The 16,656-nt window shown below is 43.3% G+C and carries 15 protein-coding genes; 1 reads left to right on the forward strand and 14 read right to left on the reverse strand.

Going from position 1 to position 16,656, the window contains the following annotated elements; genetic code table 11:
• Positions 1–27: 27 nt before the first annotated feature.
• From MHB64_RS23490 to MHB64_RS23555, 14 genes are all read right to left on the reverse strand, one after another.
• Positions 28–2,259, reverse strand: coding sequence for a penicillin-binding transpeptidase domain-containing protein (locus MHB64_RS23490; RefSeq protein ID WP_341135482.1), 2,232 nt, complete (start codon positions 2,257–2,259; stop codon positions 28–30).
• 45 nt (positions 2,260–2,304) lie between these two features.
• Complete coding sequence (locus MHB64_RS23495) at positions 2,305–2,697, reverse strand: septum formation initiator family protein (RefSeq protein ID WP_094873081.1); 393 nt, start codon at positions 2,695–2,697, stop codon at positions 2,305–2,307.
• A gap of 23 nt (positions 2,698–2,720) precedes the next feature.
• Positions 2,721–3,674, reverse strand: a complete 954-nt coding sequence (rsmH, locus tag MHB64_RS23500) for a 16S rRNA (cytosine(1402)-N(4))-methyltransferase RsmH (RefSeq protein ID WP_042190866.1) — start codon at positions 3,672–3,674, stop codon at positions 2,721–2,723.
• Positions 3,675–3,711: 37 nt separating this feature from the next.
• A complete protein-coding gene (gene mraZ, locus MHB64_RS23505; protein ID WP_036683674.1) occupies positions 3,712–4,149 on the reverse strand; it encodes a division/cell wall cluster transcriptional repressor MraZ in 438 nt (145 codons plus the stop codon).
• A gap of 365 nt (positions 4,150–4,514) precedes the next feature.
• Positions 4,515–5,786, reverse strand: a complete 1,272-nt coding sequence (locus tag MHB64_RS23510; RefSeq protein ID WP_280786820.1) for an adenosylhomocysteinase — start codon at positions 5,784–5,786, stop codon at positions 4,515–4,517.
• A 287-nt stretch (positions 5,787–6,073) separates the two neighbouring features.
• Positions 6,074–7,705 (reverse strand): bacillithiol biosynthesis cysteine-adding enzyme BshC, encoded by a 1,632-nt coding sequence (gene bshC, locus MHB64_RS23515; RefSeq protein WP_341135483.1) that lies wholly within the window; start codon positions 7,703–7,705, stop codon positions 6,074–6,076.
• Between the two features lie 231 nt (positions 7,706–7,936).
• On the reverse strand, positions 7,937–8,857 hold the full coding sequence (locus MHB64_RS23520; RefSeq protein WP_179283636.1) for an ABC transporter ATP-binding protein: 921 nt from the start codon (positions 8,855–8,857) through the stop codon (positions 7,937–7,939).
• Positions 8,854–9,849 (reverse strand): ABC transporter ATP-binding protein, encoded by a 996-nt coding sequence (locus tag MHB64_RS23525; RefSeq protein WP_094870344.1) that lies wholly within the window; start codon positions 9,847–9,849, stop codon positions 8,854–8,856. The genes MHB64_RS23520 and MHB64_RS23525 overlap by 4 nt, the downstream gene beginning before the upstream one ends.
• Before the next feature lie 11 nt (positions 9,850–9,860).
• Complete coding sequence (locus MHB64_RS23530) at positions 9,861–10,775, reverse strand: ABC transporter permease (protein WP_042194363.1); 915 nt, start codon at positions 10,773–10,775, stop codon at positions 9,861–9,863.
• A gap of 33 nt (positions 10,776–10,808) precedes the next feature.
• Positions 10,809–11,741: an ABC transporter permease gene (locus MHB64_RS23535; protein WP_076284768.1), complete on the reverse strand. Its 933-nt coding sequence runs from the start codon at positions 11,739–11,741 to the stop codon at positions 10,809–10,811.
• Positions 11,742–11,963: 222 nt separating this feature from the next.
• Positions 11,964–13,673 (reverse strand): peptide ABC transporter substrate-binding protein, encoded by a 1,710-nt coding sequence (locus MHB64_RS23540; RefSeq protein WP_094870343.1) that lies wholly within the window; start codon positions 13,671–13,673, stop codon positions 11,964–11,966.
• A gap of 151 nt (positions 13,674–13,824) precedes the next feature.
• A complete protein-coding gene (locus MHB64_RS23545) occupies positions 13,825–14,211 on the reverse strand; it encodes a DUF3397 domain-containing protein (protein WP_094870342.1) in 387 nt (128 codons plus the stop codon).
• 27 nt (positions 14,212–14,238) lie between these two features.
• Positions 14,239–15,195, reverse strand: coding sequence for a ketopantoate reductase family protein (locus MHB64_RS23550; RefSeq protein ID WP_341135484.1), 957 nt, complete (start codon positions 15,193–15,195; stop codon positions 14,239–14,241).
• A 164-nt stretch (positions 15,196–15,359) separates the two neighbouring features.
• Positions 15,360–16,010 carry an RsfA family transcriptional regulator gene (locus MHB64_RS23555; protein WP_042130271.1) on the reverse strand — a complete coding sequence of 217 codons (651 nt, stop codon included), beginning with the start codon at positions 16,008–16,010 and terminating at the stop codon, positions 15,360–15,362.
• Positions 16,011–16,355: 345 nt separating this feature from the next.
• Here MHB64_RS23555 and MHB64_RS23560 point away from each other — a divergent pair, with 345 nt between their 5' ends.
• Positions 16,356–16,592, forward strand: coding sequence for a DUF2626 family protein (locus MHB64_RS23560; protein WP_042130273.1), 237 nt, complete (start codon positions 16,356–16,358; stop codon positions 16,590–16,592).
• The last annotated feature ends 64 nt before the right edge of the window (positions 16,593–16,656 follow it).

The following is a 16,656-nucleotide window of genomic DNA, read 5'->3' on the forward strand; positions in this document are numbered from 1 at the left end:
TCGGGACAAACTGGGGTTAGAACAAGCCTATGGCCCACTCTGCGATTCCGTACCCTCATCAGCAGACGAAGTTGCCGGAACATCTTCACTATTATCATTGAATGGTTTCAGCTTTAATGTAAGTAGTGGTTTTCCATTTTTTGTTCCTTCAATCTGCTCGGACACATATCCTTCGCCTTCTACCGCTATCTCCACTTTTAGAAGGGTTAGAACCTCAAGAGCATCGCGCAGCGACTCTCCGTGCAAATTGGGAATAGTAGGCTTGTCCCCTTGCTTGCTTAACAGGTATATACGCTGGCCAGGAGAAAGCTTCGTTCCAGCCTCTGGATATTGGGTTTCCACAGAAGCTTCTTCACCGACAACAGCAAAATCAAATCCTTGATCCAGAAGCGTCTCTCTTGCTTCCTTCATCGTTTTTCCCTTCAGATCAGGTGTAGTTCGGAGCACAGGTGCATCCGATTTAACTGTTTTTTTACTGTCCTTATCACTAGTTTCAGTTGCTAATTTAGGAACTCCCATGTATTGCAGTGACTGCGATACGATTTCTTTAAATACAGGAGCTGCAGCTTTACCGCCGCCAACCTCAACGTTCGGTTCATCAATAATAACAATAACAGCGATTTTCGGATCATTCACAGGCGCATAACCAATAAAGGAGACCAATACTTTGGACTTCACGTAGTCCTTACCTTCAACCTTAATAGCCGTTCCTGTCTTCCCCGCCACACGGTAACCTTCAATGTGAGCGTTCCGTCCTGTCCCTTTGACTTGGTCGGCAACTACCTGCTCCAAGTATTCACCTGTTTGCTTGGCACTTGCCTCATCAATCACCTGACGCACTACACTAGGCTGAGTAACCTTAGTATTTCCGGTGTTTGGGTCCGTAACCTCTTTTACCACATATGGAGTCATCAGTTTCCCGCCATTGGCGATCGCAGATACAGCAACCAATTGTTGAAGTGGGGTAACTAGCACTTTACCATGCCCATATGCGAGTGTAGCAATTTCGATAGGACGCCCAAGGTTAGGGTTAACGACCCCACTGGCTTCCCCTGGCAAATCGATTCCTGTCTTTCCATTAAAGCCAAAATCATCAATATACTGTAAAAGTCTATCTTGTCCGAGCATTTCATAAAGTTTTACAAAAAGAACGTTACTAGACCGCTTCACACCTTCCAGGAAGCTGATTTGCCCCCAACCGGAACGATTAATATCATGCAATGCCTTACTGTAGCCCTTAATTCTGATAGATCCTGACAGAAATGTTGCTACGGGATCAAAAAGCTTCTCTTCTACAGCTGCTGCAAGTGTAACAATCTTGAAGGTGGAACCAGGTTCATAAGTTGATTTGATAGCATGGTTGTAGAAACCCGCTGCATCAGCACCCGTATCCATATACTTATTAGGATCAAAGGTGGGCATATTCGCCATCCCCAAAATCTCCATCGTATTCGGATCAGCGGCAATGACACTCATACTTTTCGGCTTATATTGCGCATATGCCTTTTCCATGGCCGCTTGTATATATTGCTGGATCGTACTGTCGATGGTAAGCTTGAAATTACTGCCATTTACTACAGGTTTATAGGTATCTTTTGAATCCGGCAGCTTAACCCCTTGACCGTCACTTTGATAAAGCAGCTTGCCATCAGCACCCTTAAGCTGTGCATCCAGGGACTTTTCCAGACCCATAATCGCCTTGCCATCCCGATCTGTGTAGCCTAATATATGTGCAGCAAGCGAACCCTTAGGGTAATATCGTTTCTGCTCTCTAACCAGACCAATCCCGGTCTCTTGAATTTTATGCTCTTTACCCAGGGCTACATAAAACTCTTTCACCTTATCAGCAAGTTCCTGATCAATCTTCCAGCCTTCATTACGAATTTCACGATTCTTGAGGTATTTGCCATCCTCGCCTTTAGCCTCAATCAGCTTCCGCAGCTCATCTTCTGGCTTGCCGAGTAGCTCATGCAATCCCTTGACGACCTCATCACCAATTCCCTTTTCAGCAATGACTGCCGGGTTTACAACTACAGTATAAGCAGGGACATCACTTGCGAGCACACTCCCATTACGGTCAGAAATCGTTCCTCGCTCGGCTTTGATAGTCGAAGTGTGCGCCCAAAGTGTAGCAGCCTTTTCTTGCCATTCTGAACCCTCCATAACTTGAATCCAGAAGACTCTAGCTATCAAAACAAGAAAAAAGAGGGTAATACACCCTCCTATAAACAGCGTGCGAAGTTTTATTCTCTTTACCATAAGCGAACCTCACAATTTTTTTATTGCGATCTTGCCAATCGCTCACTAATTATCGCCTTCTGTCGATATCGGATTCGCCGGAATAAAGATGGTAGCATTTTCATCCGGTGCTACATATCCAAGATCCTTTGCCTTTTGGGCAACCTTCTGCTCCAAATTCTGCTTCTCCATCTCATACGTGGAAATTTGCTTCTTAGCGGTCGCTATATCCTTATCTAATTTCTGAGCCTGCAAGTTCAAATCATAAATGTGAACGTAACGTGAAATCAGGGTGATAGCCACTAAAACGCATACTCCTAGCGTCAGCATATACAAAAGTTTCTCTTGCAGCGGAAGTACTCTTCGTTTGGTAACTACTTTTGTCTTCTCGCGGTAAAGGGGGTTTACTTCTTCTTTTCTTTTGGGCTGAACTGCTAAATTGCCGCGGGTATAGGCCATCTCTGACTCTCCTTTATCGTCAATTACAATTTTTCTGCAATGCGCAGCTTAGCTGAGCGGGCTCGAGTATTAAGCTCAAGCTCTTCCTCAGAAGGCACAAGCGGTTTGCGGTTGATTAACTTAAGCGTGCCTTTCGCGCCGCATACACAAAACGGAAAGTCAGGCGGGCATGTACATCTGCTTAAATAGCTGCTTAGTATTTGCTTGCAAATTCGGTCCTCGAGCGAATGAAAAGTGATAACGGATACTCTACCTTCTGGTGCAAGGCAACGTACTGCGCTATGTAATCCTTCTTCAAAAGCACCCAACTCGTCGTTTACAGCAATCCGTAAACCTTGAAAGCTGCGTTTAGCGGGATGTCCTCCCGTTCTTCGTGCTGCCGCCGGAATACCTTCCTTGATAAGCTCAGCTAATTCTCCTGTGGTCTCCACAGGACTTTCTTCTCTTCTGTCTACAATTTTCTTAGCGATTCTCCGCGAGAACTTCTCTTCTCCATATTGGAAAAGCACACGGGCAATCTCCTGCTCAGACCACGTATTCACAATATCAGCAGCCGTTAATAGCGCTGTCTGATCCATCCGCATGTCCAGCGGAGCATCATGATTGTAACTAAATCCGCGTTCTCCCTCATCAAACTGGGGAGAGGATACGCCAAGATCAAAGAGGACTCCATCCACTTGGGGAATGCCATCTTTTTGTGGTACAAAGGGCACATCCTTAAGTACACTCTCCAGATCACGGAAATTGGTCTTAATGAGTACAACCTTATCTCCGTATTCAGCTAGTCTTTCTTTTGCGTTCTCCAGAGCCCAATCATCTTGATCCAAACAGATTAATCGGCCTTCGCCGCTAAGTTTGGAAGCGATTAGTGCGCTGTGGCCTGCTCCACCGAGAGTGCAATCTACATAGATTCCGTCTTTTTTGATGTGCAGCCCTTCTGTCGCTTCTTCTTTAAGCACCGTGATGTGGTGAAACAAGCTGCATCCCTCCAGGACAGTATTCGATATTGTGTTTTTATAGATCAAAATTGAAATCCACCAATTTTTCGGCAATTTCGTTGAACGATTCCTCGGACTGTTCGAAGTACTGCTCCCATAGCTCTTTGTTCCAGATTTCCACCCGGTTCGAAACGCCCAGAATAACACAGTCTTTGTCCAGTTTGGCATACTGCCTTAAATTGGCCGGCAGATTTACCCTTCCCTGCTTATCCCATACACATTCTGTTGCGCCTGAGAAAAAAAAGCGACTGAATGCACGGGCATCTGATTTCATCAGTGAAAGGCTTTTTAGCTTTTGTTCCATGATTGCCCATTCTTCCATGGGATAAACAAATAGACAGGAGTCTAGACCACGGGTCGTCACAAAGGAGGTTCCAAGCAATTCACGGAGTTTAGCCGGAATAATAATTCGGCCTTTGTCGTCAATGCTGTGTTGATACTCTCCCATGAACATCCTTTTTCCCACCCCTAATCCCCGAATCCCCACTTTACCCCACTTTTCACCACTTAAGCATAATAGATTCGCCATTAAAAATCAAAAACCTTTTTCTGGCGAAAGGAATTTTTTGCTAAATCAAATAGATCATTACCCAATTCACAATTCGCCACATAAAAAAAGCCATGCAATCGGAATCCTGTCCGCTGCATGGCTTTTCAAGCATTAACGCCTTCGTCGTCCTTATAAGGACAACGAAGCGTCTATGCGAGAAATATAAGGATAATGTATAGCGTAAAACTTATACTCTCTTATATTTTACAAAAGTTGCTTCAGTTCAAGGTACTCTTGGTTAATATACTTTATTGTTGTGCATTCCGTAATTAATCGTTCAGATTCCAGCTGTCCAAATAATCCACTTGTGCTGAAGTCAGGCTATCAATGTTAATGCCCAGACTTTGCAGCTTGTAGCGTGCTACCTGCTCATCGAGCTCATAAGGAACATTCTCAACTTTTACGCCTATGCTCTTATAATTATCATTAACATATTTCAACGACAGTGCTTGTAACGCAAAAGTCGTATCCATAATTTCGGCAGGGTGTCCATCCGCAGCACCCAGATTTACAAGTCTGCCTTCTGCAAGCAGATATAGTTTACGTCCATCGCGAAGCTGGTACTCTTCGATATTTTTCCGAACAGTACGCTGAGATATGGATCTTTCAGACAATTCAGGCTTATTCACTTCAACGTCGAAATGGCCTGCATTGCACATGATTGCGCCATCCTTCATCACATCATAATGTTCACCGCGAATGACATAACGGTTACCCGTTACTGTAACGAAGAAATCACCAACCTTAGCAGCTTCCAGCATAGGCATAACCTCGAAACCATCCATATGTGCTTCAACGGCTTTAATAGCATCCACTTCTGTCACAACCACTTTTGCGCCCAACCCTTTGGCACGCATAGCAACACCTTTACCACACCAGCCGTATCCGACAACAACTACAGTTTTGCCAGCAACGATCAGGTTGGTCGTCCGAATAATTCCATCCCATGCGGATTGGCCTGTGCCATAGCGGTTATCAAACAAATATTTGCAATAAGCATCATTTACTGCGACCATTGGGAACTTCAACACACCTTGCTTTTGAAGAGCTTTTAGACGAATGATGCCGGTGGTTGTTTCTTCAGCACCCCCACGAATATTCTCCATTAGATCAGGACGCTCCGAATGTAGCAAGGTAGCAAAATCCCCACCATCATCAATAATCAAATCCGGTTTGCTTTCCAGCGCCTTGATATTAAGGGCTTTGAACTCTTCAGGAGAAGGGTTGTATTTAGCAAATACGGTAATTCCGTCCTCTACAAGCGCCGCACATACATCATCCTGTGTAGAAAGTGGATTGGATCCAGTAATGGTTACTTCTGCACCGCCTGCTTTGACTACTTTCGCCAGATAAGCGGTTTTAGCTTCCAAATGAAGCGTAATGGAGACTTTCAGTCCTTTGAACGGCTGTTCAGCTTCGAACTGCTCACGGATACGGTTCAATACCGGCATATGTTGACGAACCCAGTCGATTTTCAAATGACCTTCGGATGCGAGTGACATATCCGCCACGATACTATTTTGTTTTGATGAACTCATAATGAAACCTCCTAAAAGTTTTGTGAGCATTACTTCTTGAATCTACTTCGTACAAAACTTACTTCGTAAGCATACACTTTGTTTTGTGAGCATTACTTCTTGAATCTACTTCGTACAAAACTTACTTCGTAAGCATACACTTTGTTTTGTGAGCATTACTTCTTGAATCTATTTCGTACAAAACTTACTTCGTAAGCATACACTTTGTTTTGTGAGCATTACTTCTTGAATCTACTTCGTACAAAATTTACTTCGTAAGCATACACTTTGTTTTATGGAGCAATACTTCTCTACATATAAATGATGCGATGCGTCCCACTATAATCAGGTTCAATAGCCATCAGCTCATCTAACCATGGAAGTCCGTAGCGGTTCAAGTAATACATGATATTGTACACTCTTTCTTGCAGTTTACCCAGTGGCATTAACGACAGCTCGATTCGCTCCCATTGACGGATTGCAGCTTCATTCTGTTTTGCCATTGCATCTTGAGCTTTCGCTTGTAAAAAAGTAATCTGATCTAAAATCTTATCTTTATTGTTATTCCCTAGTTTTAGCAGACCTGCCTGAATGGTTCCAAGCTGCTCAATCAGTGGTTCGTACATGGCGGAGAAAGTAGCTTTAGTTTCTTCGAAACGTAGTTCAATCCCCAGCTCATCCTGTGCAGCCAACCACTCATGTCTTTTACGATCTAAACCCTGTCTTACATCCTCAAAGCTTAGTTGGTATTTATCCATATGCTTATGAAGCGTACCTTCCACCACTGTGAAAGACATTCTCGGGATGATCAGGGGCATTTGTCCTCCAATGGTCTCAAACGCATGATGCGGAATGGCCCAATAAGCAATCTCACCTTGACCTAGCACCGTAGCTAGAACCGGCAACACATAATCCTGCATAAGCGGACGTGTCAGCACGTTGTTACTGAATCGTTCCGGATAAACCTTCACTTCCTCCAGTAGTTCATCACGGGTGAACGATACCTGGCCCTTGCGATCGGAAAAATCGCCATCTTTCTTATGAAGCAATAATCGTACACCTTCATGTATATAAAAGAGGTTGGCATTGCCTGCCGTAACGTCAGCTTGAAGCTCATATCCTGCGTTTACGATATCAGAAGCAGAATTCATGTACGCTGTTTCCAGTGCATCATTCTGCATAATTAGCGAAGTGAAGAAAGGCTCTTCTACCTTACGAAGGTTAGGATCAGCAGAATCAAGCAGGATCAGACCGAATTTACCAAATAAAGAACCCATCAGCTTGGCAAAAGCATCCGTCATACTGTCTGATCTAAATGAAGAAGATCGAATAAATTCCATGATTTGCGGTTTAAAGTCACTATCTTGAAGTAGCGCATCCAGCTGCTCCACTACTTGCTGCCAGCTTTCCTCTTCTACGTGAATATTACTCACCGAGGAGCGTTTCTCCTCTGATTTTTCTATCTTAATCTTTGTAATCTCTTGCGTACGATTCAATACATACGTATGATTCACTTCGTCCCAGTCATGATCCTCTCCTGCAATCCAGAATAATGGGACTACAGGCCGACCGAGCTGTTCTGCTGCTTCTTTTGCCGCCATAATGGTTGTCATTGCTTTATATACTACAAGCAGTGGTCCTGTAAAAAGTCCGCTTTGCTGCCCACCAGTAACCACTAATGTTCCCGGCTGTTCCAAAAGCGCCAGCGAAGCCATCACTGCATCATGTGAGTTATGCTTTTCATTATATTGTCGCAGACATGCAGCAACTTGTGTCCGGTCCGCACGGAGACCCTCACTACGATCCAGCCATTCTGCCCGAATGCTTCTACTCTCTTTACTTCGGAAATCCCCACCATACAAATGACTAACCTTCTCAAAATTTTCTATATAGTCGCGCGCGAGTGCAGATCCACCCGGGAGCGGTTCCTTAACAATATTCATTTGCTAGTGCCTCCAGTTCTACTGAGCAGTTATATGTAAATCCAAGTTCGTAAACTCTATATGATTGTATCCAAAGTCAGGGGCCGCGTCAAAAGAATTACATACCTGCAAAAAAGCAATGCAAGAGCAGCCGTTTTATTTTCTTTTCCTTTAAAATGATTATTAAATATCCCCACTACATACAAGAGGCGAGAGCATAACGCTCCCGCCTGTCTAATACTCGCTATAGATTTAAGCGAATTTTTTACTTACCCAGTGTCCTTTGGATACTTCTACTAATTCAAAGTCACTATCATTGCTCTTTTCGTTAGCAGAATAAATAGGACTACCAAGCTCATCATGCAAGTGAATACGTTTCTTGTTCACTTCAATTTCCGGATCCGGAATTGGAATAGCTGACAAGAGAGATTTAGTATAAGGATGGATAGGATTTGCATAAAGCTCTTCACTTTCCGCCAATTCTACCATTTTACCCAAGTACATAACTGCTACGCGATCACTGATATGTTTAACCATGGACAGATCATGCGCGATGAAAAGATAAGTTAGTCCCAGACGATCTTGCAATTCTTTAAGCAAGTTTACGACCTGAGCCTGGATGGATACGTCAAGCGCGGAAATCGGCTCATCACAAACGATGAACTTAGGATTTACCGCTAACGAACGGGCAATCCCAATACGTTGGCGTTGTCCACCAGAGAATTCATGCGGATAACGAGTAGCGTGATCATGGTTAAGACCAACCATATCGAGCAGCTCTTCGATCCGTTTTTTACGTTCTGCACGGCTACCAGCCATTCCGTGAATGTCCAGAGCCTCGCCGATGATATCAGAAACCGTAAAACGCGGGTTAAGTGATGCGTACGGATCTTGGAAAATCATCTGCATGTCACGGCGCATAGCTTTCATTTTGCCAGAAGGCAATTTGTAAATGTCCGTACCATTGTATTTCACACTTCCGGCAGTTGGCTCATACAAGCGAAGAATTGTACGTCCAGCAGTAGTCTTACCACAACCGGACTCTCCTACCATTCCAAGCGTCTCGCCCTCACGGATCGTGAAGTTAATATTATCAACAGCCTTAAGAACCTTGCCTTGACCTACATTAAAATATTTCTTAAGACCTTCTACCTCTATTAGGTTCTTACTCAAGAGTACTGCACCTCCTTGGCCATCGAATGCAGATTCCAGCAACGCGCCATATGCGTTTCGCTGAATTCTGTGGCGCCGGGATCGATTTGTTCGCAAACATGCATTGCTTCATTGCAACGCGCGGTGAACGGACATCCGATCGGCGGCTTGATCAGATCTGGCGGTGTGCCGATGATCGGAATAAGCGGCTCGCCTTTCTTTTGGTCCAGACGCGGCATTGAGCGCAGCAGACCTTTGGTATATGGATGCTGTGGATTCTTAAAGATTTCCCATCTTGTTCCGGTCTCCACAACTTCACCTGCATACATTACAATAACCCGATCACACATACCGGCAACGACGCCAAGATCATGGGTAATCAAAATGATGGAGGTACCTAGTTTTTGCTGCATCTCTCTCATAACTTCCATGATCTGCGCCTGAATGGTTACGTCAAGAGCCGTTGTAGGCTCGTCCGCTATGAGTAAAGCCGGACGGCAGGCTAGCGCGATTGCAATCATTACACGCTGGCGCATACCGCCTGAAAACTCGTGGGGATATTGGTTAAAGCGAGCCTCAGCATTTGAGATGCCAACTAATTTGAGCATCTCAATACCTTGCTTTTTCGCTTCGGCCGCTGACATTTTCTGATGTTTAATCAAAACTTCAGTGATCTGTTTGCCCACTTTGATGGTTGGGTTCAAAGAAGTCATCGGGTCTTGAAAAATCATGCCAATATCTTTACCGCGAATGGATTCCATTTCTTTCATGCTTTTGTCTAGCAGATTTTGTCCTTGGAAAATAATTTCTCCCTTTTTCACTTTTGAGGGTGGGGAAGGGATCAACCGCATAATCGATTGTGCAGTTACACTCTTACCGCTGCCGGACTCGCCGACGATGGCAACCGTTTCACCTTTGCCAATTTCAAAATTCATACCACGGACAGCTTGCACTTCTCCGCCTTTAACAAAAAACGAAACATGCAAATCTTTGACTTGTAAAATAGGTTCCATCCATAACCCTCCTACTTCTTCAGCTTAGGATCAAGCGCGTCACGAAGACCATCACCGAAAATATTGAAAGAAAGCATGGTTAAACTGATCAGAATGGCAGGGAACAGGAAGCGCCATGGATAGTACAACCAACCGGTGAGAGAATCGTTAATCATAGATCCAAGTGAAGCGATAGGAGCTTGTACACCAAGACCCAAGAAGCTTAGGAAAGCCTCGGCAAAAATTGCATTTGGTACAGAAAGTGTAATCGTTACAATAATCGGACCCACTGCGTTTGGCAGAAGGTGTTTGAACAACAGTCTCGCAGAACCGGCACCCATGGAACGGGAAGCCAATACGAACTCGCGATTCTTGAGCTGCATAATTTCACCGCGTACAATCCACGACATCGTAATCCAACCCGTAATGGTTAAGGCTAGGATGATGGTACCAAGACTTGGTTCAAGCACAACCAAGAGCAAAATTACAACAAGCAGATAAGGAATAGAGTACAAAATTTCGGAGAATTTGTTCATGATATTATCTACACGGCCGCCGAAGAAGCCCATAATACCTCCATAGATAACACCGATGAACAAATCGATGGCTGCCGCAGCTAGACCAACGATCAAGGAGATCCGTGCGCCGTACCAAGTACGAACGAAAATATCACGTCCAAGATCATCCGTTCCAAACCAGTGATCGGAGGAAGGGGGCTTATTGGTATTCATCAAGTCATTGGAATAATAGTTATATTTCGAGAATAAGGGAGCGATAATCGCTGCTAGCACGATCAAGCCTAGAATCCCAAGCGCGGTCATCGCCATTTTGTTCTGACGCAACCGTTGCCAAGAATCTTTCCAGGCAGAGAGACTCTCCCGCTGAATTACCTCGGCTTCTTTTTCATCTACACCGACTTTTTGAAAGTCTTCCGGTTTTAGATTCATGTTCTTTAACAAGTTATTATCAGATGCCACTCTTTAGCCCTCCTTTCCTCCACTTAATTTCATACGTGGGTCAATCAATACATAAGCAATATCAGTAATGAAACGGGCTACCATGAGTAGTACACCATAGAAAATGGTAATCCCCATAATAACGGTATAGTCACGGACACCAATCGCTTCCACGAACTGTTTACCAATACCCCCAACGCCAAAGATCTGCTCGATAACAACCGAACCTGTTACGATGTTAGCTGTCATAGGTCCCATGTAAGTAACAACCGGCAGGATACCGTTACGAAGTACGTGACGGCTTAGAATAGCCATCCAGCTTAATCCCTTAGCCTTAGCCGTTTTGATATAATCCGCATTCAGAACTTCAAGCATACTTGAACGTGTCAAGCGCGCTATAAATGCTATCGGCTGAGCCGAGAGCGCTGCTACAGGAAGGAAATAATAGATTGGCCCTTTAAAACCTGAAACCGGTACCCAACCCAATTTGAAAGCGAACACATACTGTAATAATGACGCGACTACAAAGCTCGGAACCGCAATCCCCAGAACTGCCAACACCATCGCGGCGCTGTCCAGAAACTTTCTGTGATAGAGTGCCGCTAACATGCCGAGAAGAACCCCAACAATAACCGCCACAACAATTGCGACGAGTCCCAGCTTCAGCGACGCTGAAAAGGTTTGGCCAATCAAATGTGATACATCTTGATTCAGGCGTTTCATGGATACACCCAGATCACCTTGGACAATATCACCTAAATACTTAAAATACTGATGAGAGAGCGGCTTGTCCAGACCATATTGCTCCATCAAACGCGCTTTAATTTCTGGCGGTACTTTTTTCTCAGAAGTAAACGGATCCCCTGGAATAGCTTTCATCAAGAAAAAAGTTGCAGAAATCAGTACAAATAATGAAACCAACATATAGAAGAATTTATTTGCGACATAACGAACCATCCCCATCACACCTCCTCCGACAATTTTTTTGAGAGCATTATATTGATTTTATGAAAAAAACGGATTTTTGTCCATTTTCTAAATATGTTATAAATAACAATAAATAACAAATAGACGGAAATACAAAAAAAAGGGATATATATGGAGTTCCACATATATATCCCGAAGTATTGTGTTACTTCAGTCAACTAACTATTCTGTTTAATTTACATGAGCTAAATCTTAGTGCTCAAGCAAGTATCCACGAGTCAAGTCAATTGCACCACTGAAGTCAAGAGTAACACCTTTGAGGTACTCTTTAGTCAGGGAGTTGTTAGTGTAGTAGTACAATGGAATCAAAACTTGATCTTGCTCGATGAGCAATTTCTCAGCTGCTGCAAACTTGTCTTGACGTTCTTTCAAGTCAGTACTTGCTTTAGCTTCGCTGATCAATTTGTCATACTCAGGGTTAGCGTAACCAGTATCATTGTTACCGCCACCTGTTACCCACATATCAAGGAAAGTCATTGGATCATTGTAATCCGCAGTCCAACCAGCACGTGCAACTTGGTAGTTCAGGTTTTGACGGTTTTCAATAAATACAGCCCACTCTTGGTTAACGGTTTGTACGTCAATACCAAGATTGTTTTTCCACATATCAGCAATCGCCAAAGCGATTTTCTTGTGACCTTCACTTGTGTTGTAAGTCAAAGAGAATGTAGGCAGTTTATCCATACCTTCTTCTTTCAGACCTTCAGCAAGCAAAGTTTTAGCTTGTTCTAGATCTTCAGTGAAGTAACTATCTTTAACTGCTGCACGGTATTCACCATCAGCACCAGCGATACCCGGAGGTACATAACCGAATGCTGGGAATTGTCCACCTTGTACTACATTGTCAATCAAAGCTTGACGGTTAATGGACATTGCAAGAGCTTTACGGATTTTAGCGTTTGTGAATGGTTTTTCAGTGATATTGAATTCGTAGTAGTATACGGAAGCAATACCTTTACGGCTGAATTCTTTAGGAAGTTCTTTTTGCACGATTGGAATTTGTTCTGATGGAATTTCACCAGTTGGTCCACCGGCACGATCGTATTCACCGTTCTTGTAGCTGAGCAGTTCAGTTGCACCGCTGTTTACAAGGGAGAAGTCGATTTTGTTAAGTTTAATGGAATCTTTATCCCAGTATTTATCGTTTTTAGTTACAACAAGTGTTTGACCTGTAGTCCACTCAGTAAGAGTGAAAGCACCGTTAACGATCATAGTATCTTTGCTTGTTGCCCATTTTGGATTACTCTCAATGGATTTGTGTACAGGGTAATAAGTGTAGAAGGAAAGCAATCCAAGGAAGTAAGGAGTTGGGGCTTCAAGAGTAACTTCAAGAGTTTTCTCATCAACCGCTTTGATACCTACTTGACTGAAATCGGTAATTTCCTTGTTGTAGAACTTTTGAGCATTTTTGATGTAGTACAATTGATAAGCGTAAGGTGCAGCGGATGCAGCAGCAGGATCGAGCACGCGTTTCCAAGCGCGAACGAAGTCTTCTGTTGTTACAGGATCGCCATTACTCCATTGTGAATCACGGAGTTTGAAAGTATATACCAGACCGTCAGCGGAAACATCCCAGCTTTCAGCAACACCTGGTTCAGCTTGACCAGATTCAGCATTCATGCGAGTTAGACCTTCGTACATTGTTGTCAGGACAGTGTGAGCTTGGCTATCTTGAGCCAATCCTGGGTCAAATGTTGGAGGCTCAGAGCTTAGGTTAATTCTCAGTGTTTGGTCCGCAGCCAATTTCTCTTCTGTAGCCGCATTACCAGTTCCCGTGTTACCAGTGTTACCAGCGTTACCTTTATTGCCGCTGTTCGCGTTGTTTCCGCCGCAGCCAGCAAGCACTGTGCCGATAACAAGTACTAATGCAAGCATTAGCAATAGACTTTTACTCTTCTTCATCTAGCAGTTCCCCCTAAATAGAATGTGGTATATGGTTTATGATTATACAACCAGTGGTCAAAAAAATCTAGTGGTATGTTTTCAGAAAATTCTTTTTTTATTAAAACTTTAAACTTTTGTGACGTTGCCGCTTCACCGGAGCAGTGGAACATTACATCGCTTGTGATATGTACTTAATTAGCCCTACAAACATAAATAATAAATATCCGGCACTCATAAAAAAGAAGGAAAGTCTCCAAACTGCCCGAAATAACCGCTTCCCATCTACTTTTCCTTTTAGTCGATTCTGAGCGCCGCCAATCAGTCCAGTGGATATTAATACAATAAGTAGTATAAGATAAAACCCAAAACCGTTATTAAACAAGTTGTTAAATAATGCAGAGACCGACAATAATAAAAAAAATGTAGTCACGTCCATAGCGAGCATAAAAGTTTTCTTTTTATCTTTTTTCAAGCCTTTTCCAATGAAATAAACAATTAAAAACGGTATTATTGGAATCAAGCTTAAAGTAACGACCGAATTCATCAGCAATCCCATAGCTTCACCTCTCCTCCGAGATCATACCTATATTCCCTCTACTAATTGGCAGATCAAGCGATGTAAAGGAACCAATGTTCCAGTGCGTTCTGCCATTTCTACAAGACTCCCATTGATCCAATGAATTTCTGTGCTCCTTGAAGCTAGAACATCTGCCAGCATGGATGAAGTATTGCCCGCCGTTGTCCTGCACACTTTAAGAATGTTATCCCACTCATCATGATCATAAGTAACTCCGCAGGCATCATATACCATAGTAGCTTCTCTAAAAAGTTCTCTCATTAACTGCAGGCGCTCTTCTGAAGCAAGCAGTTCACCATTTGGAATACGCCAAATCGCTGTGAGCGGATTAATAACGGCATTGATTAGGAGCTTCCGGTAAATCATGGTATCCACTTCATTCGACAAAAAGGCTGAGAATCCTGCCATAATGAGAACTTCTATTAAATAATTCACTTGTAAATCAGTATGTATACTGTGGGCTTGTCCATTCTTTAAGCTCCATTTCCCTACCCATACCTCACCCGCACCTGCATGAATGACTTCAGTTAAAAACTTTCGCTTCGCAGCTTCTGTTGTTACGGCAGCATATAAATTAGCTTTCGGCAGCAAGTTACTGAGCATCTCCATATGTCCAATGCCATTTTGAAAACAAATGAGGTGTACCTGTAGTTCCCTAAGAGGGGACAGAAATTCAGGTAAAACATTATGTAGTATGTCCTGTTTAACCGTTACTATGATCCAATCACTGGGCTCACGAAGATAGGCAGCTGCAAATCCCTCTATTGGTGCGGACACAAATCGATCCCCTGAAATCGAAATCGGATCGCGGCCATCCTCATAGCTCACAGTTAAGCCCGCATCTTTTAATTTCCGGCACTGCTCTACCCCTCGACACCACAATCTCACTTCATTCCCGGACTGGGTCAGTCTCCCTGCCAAAAGCAGCCCAAGTGAACCCGCACCGATTATATCGATTTTCATCTGATCCTCCTGTTGATCTCAAACGCAATTTTTCTAAGTATAGCCTTAATATACCAAGAAGAACCACCGTTGTCGTCCTCCATAAATGACAATACAAAACCAAAACGCCCGCAAATGGCGCTAATAAAGCGAACCACTTACGGGTGTTTTAGTTTGCCTATCTTTTATTCAATACGTTCTAAATTTCCATTCCCATCCATTTTGAAACGAGTCTTCATTTCTTCTTCTTCTTCGTTTAAGAAAGCTAGCCTACGCGCACGATCCATAATCTGAATTAAAGCTTTGTAATCATCATTGACTACCCGGTAGTCACTTTGAGCAAGATTAACCTCTTTTGACAACCGCTCATTCTCAGATCTTAATTCAGTTAATTCATCTTCCTTCTCGCGCAAATCTCTCTCCAGCATTTTCAGCTGGCGTCCTGCCTCCTGGATTGTACCTTTCCATTGTCTCAGGAAACGTATAACCGCATCAATGGATAATGTGTTTTCACTTAATCCTTCGCCTCGTCCGAACTCCTCATCGGTATCCCCGAGAATCAGACCCGCTACCTGCGCTCCTCTTACTGACGGTTGCTTTTTCAGGTAACTTCTCTTTTGACGTTGGCCTTTAGCGATTCCAATTGCACCTTCATAGCTTTTTCGAACACAGCTGTTCCAGCGGAATCCGCATGCAGCCGACGTTCTGCCGATTTTCTCACCCACTTCTTCAAAAGCAGCAAGTTGTGTGCTGCCCTCCCGAATGTGGCGCAAGGTTACTTCTGCCAGTATTAGATCATCTTCTGCACTCCAAGCATCCTGTCTAACGGCTGTCATCCAACCAAACCTCCTAACAACATCTTGAAATAACCATCTCCATAACCGACAGCTCTGCCGGGTAGTGAATAGGGATAAAAGCTGCTTACTCCATTTCTATGCTTCTCATAGAGTTCATAGAATCTATTTGATACTAAATTGTATTTCCATTATCTGCCCACATCATACGCTTTAAGTAATAAATTCTCTTTTTTCAAGCACTAAACACTTCAGTCAATTATAAAAATCACATTTTTTCAAGATTAGTGTATTTTTTTCAATGAATTCGTTTACACATTTTTACTGAACGGGTATAATAAGTCGAAGGAATATTCGTGAGATACATACTGGAAGGGGGACTCTCTCTTGGACCGCATGTTTCGGGTATTAGGTTTTTTTACATTGGCTATAGGATTGATGGCTTTCGCCGGAGGTCTGACAGAAATGGCCTTGCTTTTCTTTTTGCAAACCGCTTTTTTCGTAATTCTCGGTTATTTGAAATTTACTGAAAAAACTTATGTCCTACTTTTCTGGGCATACATGATTTTGACTTTCACCGGTTTCAGCTATTGGACGATCTTTCAAATGGGTCTTCCACTATAAATTGCAGTACACTCTTGAAGCGGATGAGGTCCTTATTTAATAAGGATCACTTCCGTTTTTTTGT

Origin of the sequence: Paenibacillus sp. FSL K6-2859 (genome assembly GCF_038008265.1) — a bacterium.
GTDB lineage: Bacteria > Bacillota > Bacilli > Paenibacillales > Paenibacillaceae > Paenibacillus_AQ > Paenibacillus_AQ nitricinens.